Origin of the sequence: Pseudoramibacter faecis, from assembly GCF_036289405.1 — a bacterium.
Classification (GTDB): Bacteria; Bacillota; Clostridia; order Eubacteriales; family Eubacteriaceae; genus Pseudoramibacter; species Pseudoramibacter faecis.
Window position 1 is genome coordinate 22,409 of record NZ_JAYFFI010000010.1, and the last position, 19,493, is coordinate 41,901.

At 58.4% G+C, this 19,493-nt stretch carries 23 protein-coding genes; 18 read left to right on the top strand and 5 right to left on the bottom strand.

Annotated features, from left to right (window positions below):
- The first annotated feature begins 2 nt into the window (after nucleotides 1-2).
- The 4 genes from V3C63_RS07695 (at nucleotide 3) to V3C63_RS07710 (ending at nucleotide 4,222) form a co-directional block, all read left to right on the top strand.
- Entirely contained in the window at nucleotides 3-923 is a 921-nt protein-coding gene (locus tag V3C63_RS07695) for a MoxR family ATPase (protein WP_329887215.1), read from the top strand.
- Between the two features lie 3 nt (nucleotides 924-926).
- Nucleotides 927-2,672 carry a vWA domain-containing protein gene (locus tag V3C63_RS07700; RefSeq protein WP_329887216.1) on the top strand — a complete coding sequence of 582 codons (1,746 nt, stop codon included), beginning with the start codon at nucleotides 927-929 and terminating at the stop codon, nucleotides 2,670-2,672.
- Between the two features lie 13 nt (nucleotides 2,673-2,685).
- Complete coding sequence (locus V3C63_RS07705) at nucleotides 2,686-3,021, top strand: hypothetical protein (protein ID WP_329887217.1); 336 nt, start codon at nucleotides 2,686-2,688, stop codon at nucleotides 3,019-3,021.
- 250 nt (nucleotides 3,022-3,271) lie between these two features.
- Nucleotides 3,272-4,222, top strand: a complete 951-nt coding sequence (locus tag V3C63_RS07710) for a 2-hydroxyacid dehydrogenase (RefSeq protein ID WP_329887218.1) — start codon at nucleotides 3,272-3,274, stop codon at nucleotides 4,220-4,222.
- Between the two features lie 457 nt (nucleotides 4,223-4,679).
- Here the strand turns inward: V3C63_RS07710 and V3C63_RS07715 are convergent, their stop codons facing one another.
- The 4 genes from V3C63_RS07715 to V3C63_RS07730 form a co-directional block, all read right to left on the bottom strand.
- On the bottom strand, nucleotides 4,680-5,309 hold the full coding sequence (locus V3C63_RS07715; RefSeq protein WP_329887219.1) for a DUF5662 family protein: 630 nt from the start codon (nucleotides 5,307-5,309) through the stop codon (nucleotides 4,680-4,682).
- Nucleotides 5,310-5,321: 12 nt separating this feature from the next.
- Nucleotides 5,322-6,692: an MATE family efflux transporter gene (locus V3C63_RS07720; RefSeq protein ID WP_329887220.1), complete on the bottom strand. Its 1,371-nt coding sequence runs from the start codon at nucleotides 6,690-6,692 to the stop codon at nucleotides 5,322-5,324.
- Nucleotides 6,693-6,845: 153 nt separating this feature from the next.
- Nucleotides 6,846-7,259, bottom strand: a complete 414-nt coding sequence (locus V3C63_RS07725; protein ID WP_329887221.1) for a hypothetical protein — start codon at nucleotides 7,257-7,259, stop codon at nucleotides 6,846-6,848.
- A gap of 169 nt (nucleotides 7,260-7,428) precedes the next feature.
- Nucleotides 7,429-8,064: a EutP/PduV family microcompartment system protein gene (locus tag V3C63_RS07730; RefSeq protein WP_425355366.1), complete on the bottom strand. Its 636-nt coding sequence runs from the start codon at nucleotides 8,062-8,064 to the stop codon at nucleotides 7,429-7,431.
- A gap of 303 nt (nucleotides 8,065-8,367) precedes the next feature.
- Here V3C63_RS07730 and V3C63_RS07735 point away from each other — a divergent pair, with 303 nt between their 5' ends.
- Entirely contained in the window at nucleotides 8,368-8,559 is a 192-nt protein-coding gene (locus V3C63_RS07735) for a hypothetical protein (protein ID WP_329887222.1), read from the top strand.
- Nucleotides 8,560-8,638: 79 nt separating this feature from the next.
- Here the strand turns inward: V3C63_RS07735 and V3C63_RS07740 are convergent, their stop codons facing one another.
- Nucleotides 8,639-9,577 carry a DMT family transporter gene (locus tag V3C63_RS07740; RefSeq protein ID WP_329887223.1) on the bottom strand — a complete coding sequence of 313 codons (939 nt, stop codon included), beginning with the start codon at nucleotides 9,575-9,577 and terminating at the stop codon, nucleotides 8,639-8,641.
- Nucleotides 9,578-9,680: 103 nt separating this feature from the next.
- Between V3C63_RS07740 and V3C63_RS07745 the strand changes: the two genes are divergently transcribed.
- The 13 genes from V3C63_RS07745 to atpC all read left to right on the top strand — a co-directional run bounded on the left by V3C63_RS07745 (nucleotide 9,681) and on the right by atpC (nucleotide 19,487).
- Entirely contained in the window at nucleotides 9,681-10,613 is a 933-nt protein-coding gene (locus V3C63_RS07745; RefSeq protein ID WP_329887259.1) for a LysR family transcriptional regulator, read from the top strand.
- On the top strand, nucleotides 10,606-11,433 hold the full coding sequence (locus V3C63_RS07750) for a TMEM175 family protein (RefSeq protein WP_329887224.1): 828 nt from the start codon (nucleotides 10,606-10,608) through the stop codon (nucleotides 11,431-11,433). Before V3C63_RS07745 ends, V3C63_RS07750 begins: the two co-directional genes overlap by 8 nt.
- Nucleotides 11,434-11,442: 9 nt before the next feature.
- On the top strand, nucleotides 11,443-12,243 hold the full coding sequence (locus tag V3C63_RS07755) for an MBL fold metallo-hydrolase (protein WP_329887225.1): 801 nt from the start codon (nucleotides 11,443-11,445) through the stop codon (nucleotides 12,241-12,243).
- A 116-nt stretch (nucleotides 12,244-12,359) separates the two neighbouring features.
- Nucleotides 12,360-12,560, top strand: a complete 201-nt coding sequence (locus tag V3C63_RS07760; protein ID WP_329887226.1) for a hypothetical protein — start codon at nucleotides 12,360-12,362, stop codon at nucleotides 12,558-12,560.
- A 184-nt stretch (nucleotides 12,561-12,744) separates the two neighbouring features.
- Complete coding sequence (locus V3C63_RS07765) at nucleotides 12,745-13,239, top strand: DUF2798 domain-containing protein (protein ID WP_329887227.1); 495 nt, start codon at nucleotides 12,745-12,747, stop codon at nucleotides 13,237-13,239.
- Between the two features lie 70 nt (nucleotides 13,240-13,309).
- Nucleotides 13,310-13,999 (top strand): F0F1 ATP synthase subunit A, encoded by a 690-nt coding sequence (locus tag V3C63_RS07770; protein ID WP_425355367.1) that lies wholly within the window; start codon nucleotides 13,310-13,312, stop codon nucleotides 13,997-13,999.
- A gap of 62 nt (nucleotides 14,000-14,061) precedes the next feature.
- Nucleotides 14,062-14,289, top strand: a complete 228-nt coding sequence (gene atpE, locus V3C63_RS07775) for an ATP synthase F0 subunit C (protein WP_329887228.1) — start codon at nucleotides 14,062-14,064, stop codon at nucleotides 14,287-14,289.
- Nucleotides 14,290-14,352: 63 nt separating this feature from the next.
- A complete protein-coding gene (locus V3C63_RS07780; protein ID WP_329887229.1) occupies nucleotides 14,353-14,811 on the top strand; it encodes a F0F1 ATP synthase subunit B in 459 nt (152 codons plus the stop codon).
- On the top strand, nucleotides 14,795-15,313 hold the full coding sequence (locus V3C63_RS07785) for a F0F1 ATP synthase subunit delta (protein WP_329887230.1): 519 nt from the start codon (nucleotides 14,795-14,797) through the stop codon (nucleotides 15,311-15,313). Before V3C63_RS07780 ends, V3C63_RS07785 begins: the two co-directional genes overlap by 17 nt.
- Nucleotides 15,310-16,809, top strand: a complete 1,500-nt coding sequence (atpA, locus tag V3C63_RS07790) for a F0F1 ATP synthase subunit alpha (protein ID WP_329887231.1) — start codon at nucleotides 15,310-15,312, stop codon at nucleotides 16,807-16,809. Before V3C63_RS07785 ends, atpA begins: the two co-directional genes overlap by 4 nt.
- A 1-nt stretch (nucleotide 16,810) precedes the next feature.
- Nucleotides 16,811-17,689, top strand: coding sequence for an ATP synthase F1 subunit gamma (gene atpG, locus V3C63_RS07795; RefSeq protein ID WP_329887232.1), 879 nt, complete (start codon nucleotides 16,811-16,813; stop codon nucleotides 17,687-17,689).
- Nucleotides 17,686-19,083, top strand: a complete 1,398-nt coding sequence (gene atpD, locus V3C63_RS07800; RefSeq protein WP_329887233.1) for a F0F1 ATP synthase subunit beta — start codon at nucleotides 17,686-17,688, stop codon at nucleotides 19,081-19,083. The genes atpG and atpD overlap by 4 nt, the downstream gene beginning before the upstream one ends.
- A gap of 8 nt (nucleotides 19,084-19,091) precedes the next feature.
- Nucleotides 19,092-19,487, top strand: a complete 396-nt coding sequence (atpC, locus tag V3C63_RS07805) for an ATP synthase F1 subunit epsilon (RefSeq protein ID WP_329887234.1) — start codon at nucleotides 19,092-19,094, stop codon at nucleotides 19,485-19,487.
- Nucleotides 19,488-19,493 lie beyond the last annotated feature (6 nt).

The window sequence follows — 19,493 nt, forward strand, 5'->3', positions numbered from 1 at the left end:
TGATGAAGGCGGACAACTTGCTCCGGGAGGTCGGCGTTTCCCCGGAAGTTATGGAGAAAGTCCGGAAATTCCGTCGGGAGAACCAGCCCGACAGCGCGTTTGAAAACCGAATGCCGAAACCGGAATATATTTATTACGGCGAAAAGGTGTGGCACCAGGCGTTGGCAGCGCTGCTCGCGGGCAGCAATCTGCTTCTGACGGGGCCCAAGGCAACGGGGAAAAATGTGCTGGCGGAATGCCTGGCCTTTGTCATGGAAAGGCCGGAATGGAACGTGAGCTTTCATATTAATGTGGATGCGGCTTACCTGATCGGGACCGATACGTATGACGGGTCCCGGGTTGTTTTCCGGCCGGGACCGATTTACGCCTGTGCCCGAAGCGGCGGATTTGGCATATTGGATGAAGTGAACATGGCGAAAAACGAAGCGCTGGCGGTTTTGCACGCGACCCTCGATTACCGTCGCGTCATTGATGTGCCGGGGTATCAGAAGATCGACGTTTCCGAAGCGACGCGGTTTATCGGCACGATGAATAACGGCTACGCGGGGACGCGGGACCTGAACGAGGCCCTCGTGTCGCGGTTTGCCGTGATAGAGATGCCGGTTATTGCGGAATCGGATCTGAAAAAACTGATGGCAACCGCTCATCCCGACATCCAGCCCGAGATTGGCGAGCAGCTGGTTACGCTGTTTTATGAGCTGCAGAAAAAAGCGGCGCAGGCGGAAATTTCAGAGCGGGCGGTGGATCTCCGGGGCATTCTGGAGAGTCTGCGATTGGTTCGAAACGGCTTGACCATGGGCGAGGCGCTGGAAATGTGTGTTGTGAACAAAAGCTTCGATCCCTATGAGCGGGCATTGATCGCAGACGTTATTCGCGCGCGGATGCCGTCGGATCTCACGCCGGCGCTGGTGTTTAACGGCTGAAAGATGATGAATCGGTATAACAGCCCGCAGCAGAGAAGAGCCCTGAACATCATATGGAATGCGGCGGGACAATATGATCTGGATCCGCCGTTTATGGCGTTGGGCGAAGACGATGCGGCGGATTTTTATCTTAATATCGTGATCGGGTTATCGCTGAAATGGCTGGATCCTGAAGAGATGGCGGTGTTTTTTGCTTCTTATCAGCATGCCGCGAGGGCGGCGGCCTACGATACGCTGGTGTGGCTGACCTTAGAAAATTGGCTCTATTATCAGGAGCGGACGCAGCGCCCTGTGCTCACGTCACTGCGAAAAGAGCACGCCCGGAGCTTTATGCAGGCGCGAGATGCGCGCCGGACGGCGTATCGCGAGCAGAAGAATGCGCAGGGCTTTGAACAGGCGGCTTACCGATGGGCGTCGGTGCTCGAAGCCAAACCGCCGCGGCTTTTGCCGAAAGCCAGGAAACTGGCGGCCATGCTGGCATATCGGCAAAAAGGGGCGTCGACACAGGCGGTCATCAGCCATTTGAAGGATGTTTTGATGACGGGGTTTCATTTTTCGGATTTTAATCTGGAGGCGCAGCGGGGACGCGACGTGTCAGGACCGCTGAAAGATTTTCTCGACAGGGTGCTGCGTCGCGAAATCTACCATCAGGATTCGCTTTTGACGCGAAACGATTTGTTCTTTTCGGATGCGGACAAAGCCGGCGGCGGACGCTTCGGGGACCGTCACGAATCGGAGCGAGATGCGGGCGATGCGGCGTATATCCAGGCGTGCTTTGGGCCGTGCATTTATCCCGAGGGCGCGATGAAAATCCTGGAAAACGATTTGTGCACGGAGGATCACGCCTATTGCCGGCTGTGGATTGCGAAGGTGAAATCGCCGCCGGCGCATCTGAAGCTGAAGGAAGCCGCTTTGGTGAATCGGCAGATGCGGCAGCAGACAGCGGCGAACCGTGCTTATTATCAAAAGTTTCGCCTGGCGATGGCGGCGGCAACGCGAAAGCTGACGGCGGCGCTCAAAACCATTCTGGCGAGCTATATGGCGCCGCTGCCGGTCGTGTCCCGCGCGGGCCGGCTGGATGTTCGAAAGGCGTATCGGCTGAAGCTGCTCGGGGAAACGACGGTGTTTACCCGGCCGGGCGACGAGGTCGAGAATGCCCTGGCGGTGACCATCCTCCTGGATGCGTCGGCATCCCGGCTGCCGTATCAGGAACAGATTGCCGCGCAAAGTCATGTTCTGGTCAAGAGTTTAACGAATGTGCAGATTCAAACGAGGATCATAGCCTTTCATTCGCTGCGAGGCTACACGGTGCTGCAGATGCTTAAGGATTACGGCGATCGGGATCTCAGCGGCATCTTCCATTACACCGCCGCCGGGTGGAATCGCGACGGTCTGGCATTGCTTGCCGCCGGCCGGCTGATGGCCGGGGGAGATGACGAAACAAAACGGATTCTTCTGGTGATGACGGATGCCCATCCGGATGACAGCACCAGGATGCCTCCGGAGACGGGAAGCATTTTTGATCGGGGCTACGGCGGTCTGGAAGGCATCAAAAGCACCAAAAGCGCGGTGAAACAATTAAAAGCCGGAGGGATTCATGTGGGCGCTGTATACACCGGACCCAATATGTATGTGGAAAATGTCCGGGATATTTACGGCGCCGATTATGTTCGCGTCCAAAAGATATCGCAACTGGCGGACGGGATCAGTTCTCTGCTTCAGGCGATCCTGAGAACGATGCGCAATTAGGAGGTGACGCGCGATGTTTTTCCGACAAAAGATGACGATGATCTATCAGAAGAAAGACCGGGACACCTGGCGGCAGATCAGGAAGGCCTTGAAGCAGGAAGGGATTCGTCCGGTGCGGGCCGGCCATTATTATGCGGATCCGGTGGGCATTAACGGGATTGGCGGCATGGTCGACCCGCGGGATTTCGGCGCCGGGCATCCAATCGACAGGGATATTTATTTTATCGAAGTGCGCAGATGTGATGCGGAAGCGGCCCGAAGAGCGATTTTGAAGCACGGTCTCGTCGCGGTTGTCGATTCTGATGTCGCCAAAGACGCGCCCGCGCGTAATCGCCGGCCGCCGGAATAAAAATACGGGCTGCAGCGATAATGCTCATTTCGAGAAGGGCGGCGAAGGCGTGTGTTCGAATTGCGGCATGCTGCTAAAAGCGGGGACGGTTTTATTGTAGCCGAAATGCCGGCAAGCGCAAGGGCAATGTCGGGAAGGCTGCCGCTCCGAAAAAATTCAATGGCCGCGTTGGCTTTTTGAGGTTCGCGGCGGACACGGATTGTGCTACAATAAAACCAAACCAAAATTTTGATGAGAACGGGAGGCAATCATGAAAATTGTTTTGTTGGAACCTTTGGGCATCGGTCGGGAAAAGCTTGACGCGCTGGGCAAGACCCTAACGGATCAAGGGCACGCCTTTACGGCCTACGATACGCTGGCGGCGGACGCGGCCGAACAGACCGCGCGCATCGGCGACGCCGACGTGGTGATGATCGCCAATCATCCCCTGCCGGGAGCGGTGATCGACGCGGCGCCGAATCTGAAGATGATCTCCGTGGCCTTTGTGGGCATCGACCACGTGGATGTGGATACCTGCAGGCGGCGGGGCATCGTGATCGCCAACACCGGCGGTTATTGCGACGACGCCGTGGCGGAGCTGGCCATCGGGCTGACCCTGGCCTGCCTGCGAAATATTACCTGCTGCGACGCGGCGGTGCAGGCCGGGGCGGGCAAGGGCGACCTCGCCGGATTCGAGCTGGCGGGCAAGACCGCTGGCATCGTGGGGACCGGGGCCATCGGTCTGCGCACGGCGGCCATTTTCAAGGCCTTTAGCTGCCGGCTCATCGGCTACAGCCGCAGCGAAAAGCCCGAGGCAAAGGCTCTCGGCTTGGTTTACAAGCCGCTTGACGCCGTGATGGCCGAGGCGGATATCGTCTCGGTGCATACCCCGCTCACGCCGGACACCCGCGGCCTGATTGGCGCGGAGGCCATCAATGCGATGAAGCCCGGAGCGATCCTGATCAACACCGCCCGGGGGCCGGTGGTGGATACCGAGGCCCTGGCGGCGGCCCTGCGGGCCGGGCGCATCCAGGCGGGCATCGACGTGTATGAGGCGGATCCGCCGCTGCCGGCCGGTCATCCGCTGTTGGGGGCGCCCAATCTGGTGTGCACCCCCCATGTGGGCTTCGACACGAAGGAATCCATTGACCGCCGGGCCGATATGGTGTTCGAAAATGTCACGGCCTGGATGGCGGGCCATCCGGTGCGCCGGATGCTTTAAAATAAAACGCGGCAAAAAACGCGATCGTCCGATGGGAGGCGGTCGCGTTTTATTTTTTGGATTACCCTTTGCTGCGGCGACTTTCTCTGAAGGGCATCGGCGTGGGGACGGCGCATCAAAAATTCCGGGAGAGGTGGGACAAAAAGCGCCCGTCCGGCAGGAACCGACGCGGACAGCCGGCGCTCCCGATGCGGCCAATTTGGCCGGTTTTCATTATTGTTATATATAAAACATAAATATAAAAGGCGCGCACGCGAGAAAAGCGAAAAAACAGCCGGCGGGGCAGAAGTGTCTGTCCCGATTTTTGGACACATTTCCCCGACTTGCCCTTGCGCTTCGTTTTGAAGAGAGTATCCTAAGGACGGATACGGCAAAACCGGGCAATAAAAAACATCCGGGGGTGTCGGATGTCGGCGGCCGTGCTTTAATGTCCTTCAGGCTGAATGCCGGACGCCTCTCAGCCGTAGTAGTCCCGGGCGCGTTTGCGGCGGCGCAGCTCTCCTTTGAGCCAGGCAAAGGTGGCCGCTTCGCCCTCGTCCCGCAGCATGATCAAAAGCCGGGACAGCTCCTCGTGGGTTTTAGGATGCAGATAGGGCGAGCCCTCGATGCCGGCGTGATAATACTGCCAGGGATGGCCGGGATCGTAGGCCGCGCCCCGGTAGACCTTGGAGGCGGCGAGCCGGTCGCAAAACATTTCGGCCACGTAGCGGTAGGGCATGCGAAAGCCGACCAGCCGGTGATCGCCGTCGAGACTCATGTCGATCCAATATTCAAAATGGTGCTTGTTGCGCCCCTTGTGGTGCAGCCAGGCGCGGGAGATGCCCGTTTGGCGGCGGGATTCGGCATTGGGGCTGTGGGTCCCGGTATAAAAGCGCACCCCGGTCATAAATTCGCTGGGACTGTACTTGCTCAAGTCGTGGAGCAGGCCCTGTTTGTAAAGGCCGACGCGGAAGCAGTGGCGCATCACCAGCGCCTTGTGGCGGGTGATGGTTAAAAAATGGCGCCAGCCGTTGGCAAGCGTCCGGCGAAAGCCGAGTGCCGGCGTCCGGGCCGCAGGGTTTTCGGATGATGAAGATGATGCGTGCATGGGGAAATCCTTTCACGAAATCGATTGGCGGACCGGCCGGGCTTCGGCTTTGCGGCGCATATCGGCAAACATCCAGCGAAACATAAGCACGGAGACAATGCCGGCCGCAAGCCAGGCCGCCGGGTCACAGGCCGCGGCCACCGGAAAGCTGTGCAGCCGCATGCCGGCCGCGGCGGCGAGGCCCCGGGCGAGAAGCTCCGTCAGGCCGCAGGCCAGCGGCAGCATGGCGTAGCCGCAGCCTTCCATGCCGCTGCGAAAAATAAAAATCATCGCCAGGGGGACGTAGCAGGTGATGCAGATGCGGGCGTAGGCGCCCGCCCAAGGCATCATCGCCGGCAGCCCCGCGTCGCCGGAGAAGAACAATCCCATCAGCGCGCGCAGGGGGAAAACCATCAGCCCCATGGCGATCACCGAATATATCAACTCGATGATCACCGCCAGGCGCACGCCGGCTTTGATCCGGTCGAAGCGGCCGGCGCCGCGGTTCTGCCCGCAATAGGTGGCCATGGTCTGGCCCATGGCGATCATGCCCTGCATCAGCAGGCTCTGGATCTTGGAAGCGGCCGTGAAAGCGGCGACTGCCGTGGCACCGAAGAGGTTGATGGCCGCCTGCTGAATCATGATGCCCGAATCGGTAATGGCGTATTGCAGGGCCATGGGCAGGCCCATTTTCAGTTCAAAGCGAAGCACCGCTCCCCGGGGGCGCCACTCGCTCTTCCGGGGGATCAGCCCGGGCACCCGCCGCCAGATATAAAGGGCGCAGAGCAGCGCCGAAATCCCCTGGGCCAGCACGGTGGCCCGGGCGGCGCCGGCCACGCCCATGCCGAAGCGGATGATGAACAGCAAATCCAGCCCCACGTTCAGGCAGGCGGAGAAAATCAAAAAAAACAGCGGCGCCCGGCTGTTGCCCACCGCCCGCAGGTAGGCTGAGAACAGGTTGTAAAACACGGTGCAGACGGTCCCGGCGCAGATGATTTTTATATAGGTGGCCGCGTCCGGGAAGATGGCGGTCGGGGTGTTCATCCAGGTGAGCACGACCGGCACCATGGGGAGAAACAGCGCGGTGAGCAGCGCCGTGAGGCCAAGCCCCAAAAGGATCCCTCCGGAAACCGAGGCGCGCACGCCCTCGGCATCCTTCGCGCCGTAGCGCTGGGCCGTGAGCACGGTAAAGCCGGCGGTGATGCCGATGGCGAAGCCCGTCACCAGATACATAAAGCCACCGGTGGCACCCACGGCGGCCAGGGCGTTTTCGCCCAGAGTGCGGCCGACGATGATGGTGTCGGCCATGTTGTAAAGCCGCTGAAAAATATCGCCGATGAGCAGCGGCAGCATAAAGCGCATCAGCATCGGGAAGATAGGTCCCCGGGTCATGTCAGTCGGCATGGCGGCCTCCTTTCAGAAGATGGTTCGTGGGATGATTTGCGCGCAGATCTGCGCGTTTCGTCCGGATAACGTTCCTATTGTACCATGGCGGCGAAAACTTGCCAGCGGTAAACCATCTCAAAAAATAAAAAAAGCCCGGGATTTGAACCGGGATTAACGCGCGGCGAGTCTGACCATCTGCAGAAGGTGATAGCCGGTTTGGAAGGGCGCCGGCGCCAGCAGATCAAAGGCGGCTTTCATCAAAATCCGGCCGGCCTGCCGGTGCTTGAGATCGGGAGCGCATTTTTTTTGTCGGCAGCGTTTCTCGGAGATAAAATTTTGCCGGGATCGGGTCGAAACCGCAAGGCGTGAAAGATCCAGTGCCGCCAGCCGGGTCAGAAGGGCCCTGCGCTCGCCGGTATATTCGATGGCGACGGAGGCGATCTGAGGCGTGATGGCCACCCCGTCGATGCCCGGCCATCCGGCGATGGTCAGACGGAGCTTATCCGCGGTGAGGCGGGACAATTTGCGCCGTTCCAGGCGGATGCGCAGGCGGCGGGCCGTTTCGTGGGCAATGGTAAATTTCATGGGAAGCCTCCTCTTTCTCGGCGGATCGTCATCGACGGTGCAAGTGCAGCAAAAAGTAAACGTCGTTTGACAATAAAGTCATTGTACCGGAAAAAGCCTGGGAAGTCAACGCCATCTAACACAAAACTGCGCATAAAAAACCGACGGCCGAAGCCACCGGGCGATTTCATCAGGCGCGCTGCTTGTTGTGCATATTGTTTTTGTGGTTAACCAGGGAATGGGCTTTGTTCTCCGACACGCGAAGCTTGTCGTTGATGTCGATAAAATCAGTATCGCTCATATCGGCGATTTCCGAGCCGATTCTCGGCGCGTCATATTTGGTGGAGAGCACCTCCCGGGGGGATTCGAGTTCTTCTTTGGTGAAAGGGAAGACATCACCGGGCTCCCGCAGATACATGAGCAGGTCCCAAAGGCCCTCTCCCGTCCAGGAGGATACCGGGAAAATGGGTTTGGCCCCGGTGAGCTTGAGCCACGCGATGGCCTGGGGCACATTGGCGCCGGGGGCGTCGATCTGGGTGACGATGCCAATGACCGGGCGGGCGGAGACGCCGTCGATGGCCGGGGGATACAGGGAATACTGCTCGCAGGCGTTGATGAGTAGCGCCACGATATCCGCCTCGTAGGAATACAGAGCCAGGGCGCGAGCGAGGTCGGCCTCTTCGGCGTATTCGCCCGGCGTGTCGATGATGACGTCAAAATAATTGACGGCCTGGGTTTTTTCGTATTGAATCTTTTTGCCTTTCAGGGCTTGCTTGAGCGTGGTCTTGCCACATTCGGAGCGCCCTATCAGAACCATTTTTTTCATAACGATGCTCCTGTTTCAAATCAAGCGCCGCAGCGGGCGCCGGTAACCTGTGTTTGATGGATATTATAACACAAGTTCGGCAGATTATTTTGGCCTGAACAGGGAATAATTCGGCGCTACAGCCGCGGATGAAAATTTTCAAAGCGGCTTTCGGCCGCGAGGAGGCAATCGGCGACGAACCTGTAACCGGTGCAAGTTACACTGAAATAAAAACATTGGCGGCTAATTATTTGTCATCCGGTTGACGCGGCGGGAGGGAGGGCGTAGGATGGGGGCACCAAAGAAAAAGGGAGGTCCAATACGATGACGTTAAGTAAAAAAGGCATGCCTGTTGTGTGGCCTGTCGTTGCGATGTTGATGCTCATCTGGCCTGTCGGCGTTTTTCTCATGTGGTATTATACTAATTGGCACCGCTCGGTGAAGTGGGCGATCACTCTCGCCTTTATCACGGTGACCGCCGCGCGGCTGTCACTTTATTCCATCACGCTGCTGTAAGACGGCGGGGATGCCGAATGATTTTGAATTTGATTTCTCAATATTTAACCGGCTCTGGCCGGTTTTTTGTGTTCCGGCTTTAAAAGGATGGGCCCAGTATGGTACACTGCACAGGGCGGCTCATGGCAGTTGGGGCTCGCGCGCGCCGAATGGCGAGCACAGCACCACCTAAAATCAAGAGGCCGCCGAAAAGCTCGCCCAGGCTCAGGCGTTCGCCGAGGAGGATCACCGCGAAAACCACCGCCGACAGCGGCTCCAGATATCCGAGGATCGACACGGTGTCGACGGGGAGGCGGGCCAGATCAGAAAAATATAGATAGCAACCCATGCCGGTGTTCACGATGCCCAAAAAGAGCATCCAAAACCACTGGCCGCCCCCGACGGGAAACGTGAGCCCCTGGGTCGGCAACAGATAAAGCGCCACCGTTAGAAAGCTGACCGCCAGCTGGAGCAGGGCGTTTTTAAGCCCGGTGATGTGCGGCGCCTTCATCGTGAAGATAACCATCAGCGCATGGAGGACAGCGGAGGCAAAGCCGCAGGCGAGGCCTACCGCACTTATGCGGGAATAGTCCGTCAAGCCCGGAAGCGAAACCAGAAGAATGCCGGCAAACACGGTGGCAAAGCAGAGGATTTGGCGGGGGGAGAGCTGCTCCCGGAAAACAAAAGGCGCACAGAGCATCACGAGCACCGGCCCACAATAATAGGTGATGGAGGACAGTCCCACGCCGATGCGCCGGTACGCCTCGTATAAAAAGATCCATGACAGTCCCATAACCACGCCGGACAGTGCGGCGAAAAGCAGGTCCTGCCGGTGCTTTTTGAGGGAGAGGGGCCGCTTTTTTGTCGCAAAGAGCGCGAACAGAAACATCGTGCCGAAAAGGGTGCGCCAGAAAACGATGGCCGCACTGAAAAGGTGAATTTTATCGGCGACGATGCCGTTGAGGCCGAAGAGCAAAAGACCGGCGGTGTATTTGGCGACGGCGGCGCCGCGGTTGGAACTAAACTGCAAGGCATGCATGGTGATTCTCGCTTTCTTTGAGGATTACCCCCAGCTTAGCACAACGGGAACGATTTGAAAAACGAAATAATCGCATACATAGCATGAGGAAACCAGATAAATGATCGACGCTAATTTACAAAAATATTTGGCCTTTGTTAAAACCGTGGAATTGGGGAGCTTTTCTCGGGCGGCTATGGCCCTGGACTATTCCCAGTCGGGCATCAGCCGGATGATCCGCGACCTCGAGGACGAATGGCGGCTCATCCTGCTGGAGCGGGACCGCACCGGCGTGCGCCTGACCTCCGACGGCATGCGCCTTTTGCCCTATGCTCGAGGACTTTGCCAGGCATATTTTCGCATGCAAGAGCAGGTAGACGCGGTAAACGGCATCCAAAAGGGACTCATCCGCATCGGGACCTTTTCCAGCGTGGCCACCCATTGGCTGCCCCGCATTATCAAGCGCTTTGAGCAGGACTATCCCGGCATCGACTACGAGCTTTTGCTGGGAGACTATTCGGAGATTGAGGGCTGGATCGCCGAAGGTCGGGTGGATTTGGGGTTCTTGCGCCTGCCGACCCGGCCGGCCTTCGAGACGATTCCCCTCGCGGCGGACGAGCTCATGGCGGTGATCCCCAAGGATCATCCCCTGGCGGGGCGGGCGGCCTTTCCCGTGGCGGCCTTTGCCAAGGAGCCCTTCATGTTGCTGGAAAAAGGCGGCAAGGCGGAGATTTCGGCCGTCTTCGAGGCACGCGGCCTGACCCCGCAGGTGAAATTCACGGTCTGGGACGATTATGCGGTGATGTCCATGGTGGAGCAGGGACTTGGCATCAGCATCCTGCCCAGTCTGATTTTGCGCCGCATCCCCTACAACGTGGTGATTCGCCCGCTGGATCACCCGGCGTATCGTCAGATTGGTCTCGCGCTGCAAAATCGCGGGACGGCTTCAGCTGCGGTCAAAGTGTTTTTGAATTATCTGGAATATCGGGAAGATTTGGGATCGCCGCGGTGGGAAGTCAGCGGGCAGAATTCGGAAAGGGAGCAGGATCATGTTTGAAAATCCCAGAGAAACGTTAATCGAGAAGCGGCAGGAACGCATGCTGGCCTTTTTCGACGCGGTGCTCGCCATCGCGATTACCGTCATGGCGCTGGAGATCGCCGTGCCGGCGCTGGGCAATCTCCGCTCGGCGGCCACCCAGGCCTTTGTCATCCGGCTCACGGGTTATCTCATCAGCTTTGTGGTGCTGGGGATGATCTGGTACGTCCACACCAATTTTTTCACCTATTATTCCTTTGTGGGCAACAGCTCGGAAATTTTGCTCCACTTCCTGCTGATGTTTCTTATTACCCTGTTCCAGCCGGCGACTTTGGCCCTGGGCGAGCATCCGGCAGACTGGGGTGTCAAGGGGCTGTATCTGGGGCTTTTCTTGGCCATCAACGCGCTGAACATCGGCATTTTGCTGATGGTGCGGCGGGAGAACGACGCGGTTCAGGAAGAGCGGGACGGCTTTAACGAGGCGATTAAAGAGGTGATGAAAAACAATCCTCATCCCGGAGCCCGGGACATCACCCGGATGATGCGCGTGATGTATCACATTAAAAACCCGGCCCGGCTCATGGCGTCGCTGAAAGATCAGCTGCCGGAGGAATACCGTCATCTGCTCGAGGATTATCAGGAGGAGCGCCAGGCCAGCTATCTGTTTTCTCTGCGCTCGACCCTGGTGTGGATGGCCTTCGTCAGCCTGGCGGCCATCTGCCTGATGACCAATATCTGGCTGTGCTATGCGGCGCTGGCTGGGGGATTGGTCGCCGTTCATGGGATCAAGACCCGCTGTCGCATCAAAAGACGATCGGGCGAGCAATGCGATATCGCGTGAGAGGTCGAGATGCAATGTACTTTTTTAGGCACGGGCAACGCCATGGCGACTCGGTGCTACAATACCTGTTTTGCCCTGCGCGACGGTGATAAGACCCTGCTGGTAGACGGGGGCGGTGGATCCGGGATTTTGGCGCAGCTCGAGCGGGCAGGCATCGATATGGCGGATATTCACGATATCGTGGTGACCCACAAACACATCGACCATCTGCTCGGCGTCATTTGGATGGTGCGGTGCATCGCCCGGCAAATGGGCAGGGGCGCCTATCCCGGCGAAGCGCGCATTCACGCCCACGACGAAGGCATCACCCTGATCTCGGTCCTTTGCCGCAGCCTGCTGGATCCCGGGGAGACCCGCTTTCTGGGCGGTCGGATTCACCTGATCCCCGTGGCGGACGGCGAGACCCGGGAGATCCTCGGCCGGCCGTTCACCTTTTTTGATATCCATTCCGTCAAGGCGAAGCAATTCGGCTTTGTAATGGCCGATGCAAAGGATCGGCGGCTGGTGTGCTGCGGCGACGAGCCCTGCCGTCCCCCGGCGGAGAAATACGCCCGGGGCGCCGACTGGCTGTTGCATGAGGCCTTTTGCCTCGAGGCCGAAGCCGAACGCTTTCGCCCTGCCGAAAAGCATCATTCCACGGTGAAAAACGCCTGCGAGCTCGCGGCGGCTCTCGGAGTTCGGCATCTGGTGCTCTATCACACGGAGGACAGCGATCTCGCCCGCCGCAAAGCCCGCTACGCCGCGGAAGGAAAATGCTATTACGCCGGGGATCTGCACGTGCCCGACGACCTCGAGACGCTTTCGCTTTAAGCCGCCGGTGTTCCAAATTTAGTGCACGGCCGGCGAAAAAAGCTTGACAAAAAAGGGGCAATGCGCATTGTTCGCGTGTTTCTCGCACATTTGAAGAAAAATTAACGAGGGGTGGAATGGCGAAAAAGCGCCAAAACAGCCGTATTCAGCGGCGGATATTCAGGGCGCTTGGCAAAACGCTAGCGCACGAAGGCGCCGAGTTATCGACTCTGATAAAAAAATATCATTTTCAGTGGAGGGCGATAAGCTTTTCAATCGCCTGTAACCATGAAAACGTGTTTGAAAATTTAAAAAAAGCTCTTGCCAAACAAAAATAAAAGGCTTATACTAATCCCAATTTAATAAGCCATGAAATCAGGACATGATTTTTTTCGGTATCGAATTGGAAACGACACGTGAAGAGCCATGTGCGAACAACACACGAAAAAAGACTCTGGAGCAGTCATCGTGTGTTGTTTTTTAGTGCTTAAATTCATTTTCATATTAATAGCGGAGGGAAAAATGCCCCAGAACAAATTTCAAGACTTTATTTTAACGCTGATGATGGCCGGCCTGATGGTCTACGCGATGATTTGCTACAATATCTGCCTGAACATCGGCGGGATGCAGAACGCCGTCTTTTTAAAGGCCTTTTTGGAGCTGAAGATCATGTGGCCGGTGGCCGTCATGCTCGAGATGCTCGTGGCCGGGCGGCTAGCGATGAAGCTGACCTTTCGCCTGTTCACCCCGGGCCGGGACAATCCCGCCTGGATCATCCTGGGGATCTCGGCGATGACGGTGTGCGTCATGTGCCCGCTGATGAGCCTCGCGGCGACGCTTTTGTTCAAGCATCCGGGGAATCAGATCGTGGCGGTTTGGCTGCAGACCCTCGCGATGAATTTCCCGATGGCCCTTTGTTTTCAGCTGTTTTTCTGCGGGCCCTTCGTCCGGATGCTCTTCCGGAGGATTTTTGCGAAGCAGCTCGCGCCGTCGCAGCCGACAGCAGACCGGGCCTGACCCGGCAGCCGCCTGACGGGCGGCGGCATGTATTTTATCAAGCGGACTGACGCTGAAGGGAAGTGATCAATTGGGCAATCTTTCAAAGGATTTGCAGGCTCAGCTGCACGTGGCGACGGCCATCCGTCTGAAACTGGGCGGCGTGACCATCGGCATTTCCGAATCGGTGGTGGTCACCTGGATCATCATGGCGGTTCTGGTGGGGCTCGCGATTTTCATGACGCATGGCCTTTCCGCCGAGCACCCGGGCAAAAAGCAGCTGATTCTGGAGTCGGTGATGGGTTGGTGCCACGATTTCTTTTACGAGATCCTCGGGGAAGACGGCAAGCGCTATATTCCGTATTTAACGACGGTGCTGCTTTATCTGGCCGTGTCCAATCTCATCGGGATGGCGGGCTTCAAGCCGCCGACCAAGGATTTGAACGTGACCATCGGCCTCGCGCTGATGTCCATCGTGCTGATCGAGTATTCGGGGTGGCATCAAAAGGGCGCCAAGGGGTTCTTCAAGAGCTTTGCGGAGCCGATGCCCATCATGACGCCGTTCAATATTCTTGAAATCGGGATCCGGCCGCTGTCGCTGTGTATGCGGCTGTTCGGCAATGTGCTGGGATCTTTTGTGGTGATGGAGCTTATCAAAGCCGTTTGCCCGGCGGTGCTGCCCATCCCTTTCAATATGTATTTCGACATTTTCGACGGGCTGATTCAGGCCTATGTTTTCGTATTTTTAACGGCGCTCTTTATGAAAGAGGCCATTGCGTAGGTTTGCGGTGATTATGTTTTCAAATCGTTATTCAAACAAACGAAAAGTGAAGGAGTCAAAAAATGAATGCATTATTAGTAGCACTGGGTGCCGGGATTGCAGTTTTAACGGGGATCGGCGCCGGGATCGGCATCGGCATTGCCACGGGCAAGGCGATGGATGCCATCGCCCGTCAGCCGGAAGCGGAAAGTAAGATCACCAAGAACCTGCTTTTGGGCTGCGCCTTGGCGGAAGCCACCGCTATTTACGGTTTCGTCATCGGCCTGCTTATCATTATCATGCTGGGCTAACTCCCTGATGAAGCTTTTGATATTAACGGCCGATCGGAAGATTAGAAAGGGCAGGGAGCTGGCATGTTAAAGATCGATATCAATCTGCTTTTTACGGTGATCAACCTGCTGATTCTTTACGCTTTGCTGCGCCATTTTCTCTTTAAGCCGCTGCAGCAGACGCTGGCCAAACGCCGCCGGATCGTCGAGGACGATTTTGCTCAGGCGAAAATGGCCAGAGAAGCGGCCGAGGATTTAAAAACGCAGTACGAAACTTCGATGGAAAACGCCAAAGAAGAAAGCGCGAAGCTCATGGCAGAAACCCGCGCCAAGGCGGAAGCAATGGCGGCGGACAAAATGGCAGAAGCACAGCGGGAAGCCGATGCCCTGATGGCGAAAGCCCGCAGGCAGCTGGCGGAAGAACGCGCCCAAACCGAAAGAGAAGTTCAGGATGCCATCGCGGATCTGGCGATGCAGGCGGCGCGCAAAGCCCTGGAAAGCGGCGAGGTGCCGACGGAGGTCTGCCATGGCGAAATTCGCTGATCAAGCGGTTCAAAATGACACCGAGGTGCTGATGGCCCTAAAGCTTTCGGATGCGGTGATTGACGACACGCGGACCATTCTCGCGGAAAACCCGGCGCTTAAAAGGGTGCTGGCGAATCCTGCGGCGGCCAGCGCCGATAAAGCCCGGGCCATCGCGCGGATCTTTCCCGAGGCCATCGTTCCGTATCTTTGCGTGCTCTGCCGCCACGGGGCCATCGGCCGCATCGGCGCGATTTTCGAAAATTATCTGATGCGCCGGGCGGTGGAGGCCGGCCGCGGCGTCGGCACCCTGTGGTACGCCGGGGAAGAACCCAGCCACGCCATGCTCAGGGTGTTGGTATTTGAAAAATTCGGCGTGCGGGATATCGACTGGGTGGTGGTGAAAGACCCGACGCTCATCGGCGGCTATAAAATCCGCATTCAGGATTATGTTTACGATCACAGCGTCGCCGGTAGCTTCGGCCAGCTATCGCAGCGCATACGCTCGGAGGTGAGAAGATGAATTCAGAACAAATCATCCGCGTACTCGAGGATGAAATCGCCAATTTCAACCGGGACGACAACGTCCGCGAGGTGGGCACGGTGCTCACTGTTGGCGACGGCATCGTCTCCGTTTACGGAATGAACAAGGCTTTTTACGGCGAGGTGGTGACCTTTGAATCCGGGGAGCGGGGCATGGTGCTCGATATCGGATCCGATCTGATCCGCTGCATTTTGTTCGGCCGGGACCGCGACGTGGCCGAGGGGATGGAAGTTCACCGCACCGGCGAGCAGATGGCCGTGCCCGTGGGGGACGCTTTTCTCGGGCGGGTGGTGAATGCGCTGGGGGACCCCCTCGACGGCAAAGGTGCTGTCCCGTCGGACAGCAGTCGTCCGGTGGAGTCGCCCGCGCCGGGGATCCTCGACCGCCAGCCGGTCGACACGCCGATGGAAACGGGCATTCTCTCTATCGACGCTATGTTTCCCATCGGCCGCGGCCAGCGGGAGCTGATCATCGGCGACCGCCAGACCGGGAAGACCACTATCGCAGTGGACACCATGCTCAACCAAAAGGGCAAGGATGTGGTTTGCGTGTATGTGGCCATCGGCCAGAAGGCCTCGAGCGTGGCCCAGCTGACTCGCACCCTCGAAGCCCACGACGCGCTGGATTATTCCATCATCGTGTCGGCCTCCGCGGCGGATCCGGCGTCCCTGCAGTACATCGCGCCCTACACCGGCACGGCCATCGCCGAGCACTATATGCACGCCGGCAAAGATGTGCTCATCATTTACGACGATTTGTCCAAGCATGCGGTGGCGTATCGCACCCTGTCACTGCTGCTCGGCCGCTCGCCGGGACGCGAGGCCTATCCGGGTGACGTTTTTTATCTGCATTCCCGCCTGCTCGAACGCTCGAGCCATCTGTCGGACGCGCTGGGCGGCGGCTCCATCACGGCGCTGCCGATTGTCGAAACCCAGTCCGGGGACGTCTCGGCCTATATCCCGACGAATATCATCTCGATCACCGACGGTCAGATCTTCCTCGAAAGTGCGCTGTTCCACGCGGGCACCCGCCCGGCCGTCAACGTCGGGCTTTCGGTTTCCCGTGTTGGCGGCGCGGCTCAGGCGAAGGCCATGAAGGCGGCCTCCGGCAGCATCCGCATCGACCTGGCGCAATACCGGGAGCTTGAGACCTTCACCCAGTTCTCCTCCGATCTGGACGACGCCACCAAGGCCCAGCTGGGCTACGGCCAGCGCTTGATGGAGCTGCTCAAGCAACCGGTGCACAGCCCGATGTCGTTGTCGGATCAGGTGCTCTCGCTGGTTTGTGTGGAGGGCGGCGTCCTGAACGGGGTGCCGGTGGAGCGCATCAAAGCCGAACAGCGCGTCCTGCTCGACGGGTTTAGAACCCAGGCGCCGGATATCGCCCACACCATTGAGACGCAGCGATCATTAGACGACGCGCTCAAAGCAAAAATTTTAGCGACGGCAAAGGATTTAATGGCGTCGAGGTCCTGACATGGCATCCACAAAAGAACTGAAAACCCGCATCGGCTCCGTCGAGGACACGATGAAAATAACGAATGCCATGTACATGATTTCCAACAACAAGATGCGCAGGGCGAAAAAGGCCCGGGAGGCCACCGAGCCCTATTTTGATACCCTTCAGTCAGCGTTGTCGCTGGCGATGCACCACTTGCCGGATGTTGAGCATCCGTATTTCGACGCAAGACCCGCTATCGCGCCGGAAAACCGCAAGACGGCCTACTTGGTGATTACTGGGGACAAAGGTCTTGCCGGGGCCTACCATCAGAATATCTTCAAGCTGCTGGAGGCTTCCCTCGCGCAGACGGCCAACAACCAGATTTATGTCATCGGGCAGATGGGGGTCCATTATTTAAGGCGGCGGCGCATCCCTTTTGATGTGAATTTTATGTACACCGCGCAGGATCCGAGCCTCGGCCGCGCCCGGGACATCGGCACCCGCATTTTCGACCTGTTCCGGGAAGGATACATCGACGACGTGTATGTAATTTACACCCGAATGCAGAACGCGGCGACGATAACGGCCGAAAAATTTCGGCTGCTTCCCCTGGACGCCAATACGATGGCAGAGCCCGCCGAGGATATTCAGAACACCTTCGATCTCTACCCGACAGCGGAAGCGGTGGTCAGCACCGTCGTGCCGGACTACGTGGTCGGCTTTGTTTACGGCGCGCTGGTGGAATCCTACTGTTCGGAGCAAAACGCCCGGGTGATGGCGATGGAAAACGCGACGGATGCCGCCAAGGATATTCTGGCGGAGCTGCGGCTGGAATACAACCGCGTGCGCCAGGCCAATATTACCCAGGAAATTACGGAAATTATCGGCGGCGCCAGAGCCCAGAAAGGAAAATGATGAAGGGAAAAATTACACAGGTCATGGGATCGGTTATCGACGTGACCTTCGCGGACGAGAAACTGCCCGCCGTTAAAAACGCCCTGGTCGCCGATCATGACGGCCGGCATGTTATCATGGAGGTCTCTCAGCACATCGGGGACAACACCGTGCGCTGCATTCTGCTCGACGCGGCGGAGGGCCTTGCCCGCGGCATCGACGTGGCCGATACCGGAAAGAGCATCGAGGTGCCGGTGGGCGAATCCGTGCTCGGCCGCCTCTTTAACGTCACCGGGGAACCCTTGGATAACGGCGGGGCGCTGGCCGACACTCCCCGCTGGGTGATCCACCGGGAGCCGCCGAAGTTCGAAGATCAAAGCCCGGCGGTGGAAATGCTTGAGACCGGGATCAAGGTTATCGATTTGCTCGCGCCCTACGCCAAGGGCGGCAAGATCGGGCTCTTCGGCGGGGCCGGCGTCGGCAAGACGGTGCTCATTCAGGAGCTGATCCGCAACATCGCCACCGAGCACGGCGGCTATTCCATCTTCACCGGGGTCGGCGAACGCTCCCGGGAAGGCAACGACCTTTATACCGAAATGCGCGAGTCCGGCGTGCTCGAAAAGACGGCGCTTGTCTTCGGCCAGATGAATGAGCCCCCGGGATCGCGCATGCTCGTGCCGGAAACGGGCCTGACCATGGCGGAATATTTCCGGGACGAAATGCACCAGAACGTGCTGCTCTTTATTGACAACATCTTCCGCTTTACCCAGGCGGGCTCCGAGGTCTCGGCGCTTTTGGGGCGCATGCCCTCGGCGGTGGGATACCAGCCGACGCTGGCCAACGAAATGGGCCAGCTGCAGGAGCGCATCGCCTCCACGAAAAACGGCTCCATCACCTCGGTGCAGGCGGTTTATGTGCCGGCCGACGACCTGACGGACCCGGCCCCGGCTACGACCTTTGCTCATTTGGACGCCACCACGGTGCTCTCGCGAAAGATCGTGGAACAGGGGATTTATCCGGCGGTGGACCCGCTGGAATCCACCTCCCGCATTCTCGAGGCCGACGTGGTCGGGGAAGAACATTACCAAACGGCGCGCCGGGTTCAGGCCATGCTGCAAAAATACAAGGAGCTGCAGGACATCATTGCCATCCTCGGGATGGAAGAGCTTTCCGACGAGGACAAGCTCACGGTGACCCGCGCACGCAAGATTCAGCGCTTCTTGTCCCAGCCTTTCCATGTGGCGGAGCAATTCACCGGCGCGGCCGGGGTTTATGTGCCCGTGGCGGAAACCATCCGCGGCTTTAAGGCCATCTTGGACGGCGAACTCGACGACGTGGCCGAAGCGGCGTTCTTTAACGTCGGCACCATCGACGACGTGCGGGCCAAAGATAAACAGCTCAAGGGCGAAAGCTGAGGTGCGCTATGACCGTTTTTAATTTGAAGGTTGTGGCCTCGGACCACGTTTTTTACGACGGGCCCTGCACCTCGCTGACCATCCCCTGCACCGACGGGGAGAAGCAGATCCTGGCTCATCACGAGGCGACGTTGATGGCGATGACCAACGGCGTGCTGCGCATGGTGGACGATGCCGGAAACACCCAGATCGCCGTGACGGGCATGGGCTTTGCCGAGGTGGCCGACAACAAAGTGACGGTAGTGGTGGATACGGCAGAAAAGCCGGAAGAGATCGACGCGAACCGCGCCCGGGCGGCCAAGGAACGCGCCGAGGAGCGCCTGCGCCAAAAGCAGAGCCTCCACGAGTACCACAAAAGCCGGGCGGCCCTCTCCCGGGCGATGGCCAGACTCAAGCTTAAATAGCGCCCG

Bases quoted from the DNA above. Each gene is read 5' to 3' on its own strand.
- V3C63_RS07750 (WP_329887224.1), top strand. From the start codon at position 10,606: ATGTTTGAAAATCCCAGAGAAACGTTAATCGAGAAGCGGCAGGAACGC.
- V3C63_RS07720 (WP_329887220.1), bottom strand. From the start codon at position 6,692: ATGCCGACTGACATGACCCGGGGACCTATCTTCCCGATGCTGATGCGC.
- V3C63_RS07695 (WP_329887215.1), top strand. From the start codon at position 3: ATGAAGGCGGACAACTTGCTCCGGGAGGTCGGCGTTTCCCCGGAAGTT.
- atpE (WP_329887228.1), top strand. From the start codon at position 14,062: ATGAATGCATTATTAGTAGCACTGGGTGCCGGGATTGCAGTTTTAACG.
- atpA (WP_329887231.1), top strand. From the start codon at position 15,310: ATGAATTCAGAACAAATCATCCGCGTACTCGAGGATGAAATCGCCAAT.
- V3C63_RS07740 (WP_329887223.1), bottom strand. From the start codon at position 9,577: ATGCATGCCTTGCAGTTTAGTTCCAACCGCGGCGCCGCCGTCGCCAAA.
- V3C63_RS07780 (WP_329887229.1), top strand. From the start codon at position 14,353: ATGTTAAAGATCGATATCAATCTGCTTTTTACGGTGATCAACCTGCTG.
- V3C63_RS07785 (WP_329887230.1), top strand. From the start codon at position 14,795: ATGGCGAAATTCGCTGATCAAGCGGTTCAAAATGACACCGAGGTGCTG.
- V3C63_RS07725 (WP_329887221.1), bottom strand. From the start codon at position 7,259: ATGAAATTTACCATTGCCCACGAAACGGCCCGCCGCCTGCGCATCCGC.
- atpD (WP_329887233.1), top strand. From the start codon at position 17,686: ATGATGAAGGGAAAAATTACACAGGTCATGGGATCGGTTATCGACGTG.
- V3C63_RS07730 (WP_425355366.1), bottom strand. From the start codon at position 8,064: ATGAAAAAAATGGTTCTGATAGGGCGCTCCGAATGTGGCAAGACCACG.
- atpC (WP_329887234.1), top strand. From the start codon at position 19,092: ATGACCGTTTTTAATTTGAAGGTTGTGGCCTCGGACCACGTTTTTTAC.
- V3C63_RS07715 (WP_329887219.1), bottom strand. From the start codon at position 5,309: ATGCACGCATCATCTTCATCATCCGAAAACCCTGCGGCCCGGACGCCG.
- atpG (WP_329887232.1), top strand. From the start codon at position 16,811: ATGGCATCCACAAAAGAACTGAAAACCCGCATCGGCTCCGTCGAGGAC.
- V3C63_RS07735 (WP_329887222.1), top strand. From the start codon at position 8,368: ATGACGTTAAGTAAAAAAGGCATGCCTGTTGTGTGGCCTGTCGTTGCG.
- V3C63_RS07710 (WP_329887218.1), top strand. From the start codon at position 3,272: ATGAAAATTGTTTTGTTGGAACCTTTGGGCATCGGTCGGGAAAAGCTT.
- V3C63_RS07755 (WP_329887225.1), top strand. From the start codon at position 11,443: ATGCAATGTACTTTTTTAGGCACGGGCAACGCCATGGCGACTCGGTGC.
- V3C63_RS07700 (WP_329887216.1), top strand. From the start codon at position 927: ATGATGAATCGGTATAACAGCCCGCAGCAGAGAAGAGCCCTGAACATC.
- V3C63_RS07760 (WP_329887226.1), top strand. From the start codon at position 12,360: ATGGCGAAAAAGCGCCAAAACAGCCGTATTCAGCGGCGGATATTCAGG.
- V3C63_RS07765 (WP_329887227.1), top strand. From the start codon at position 12,745: ATGCCCCAGAACAAATTTCAAGACTTTATTTTAACGCTGATGATGGCC.
- V3C63_RS07705 (WP_329887217.1), top strand. From the start codon at position 2,686: ATGTTTTTCCGACAAAAGATGACGATGATCTATCAGAAGAAAGACCGG.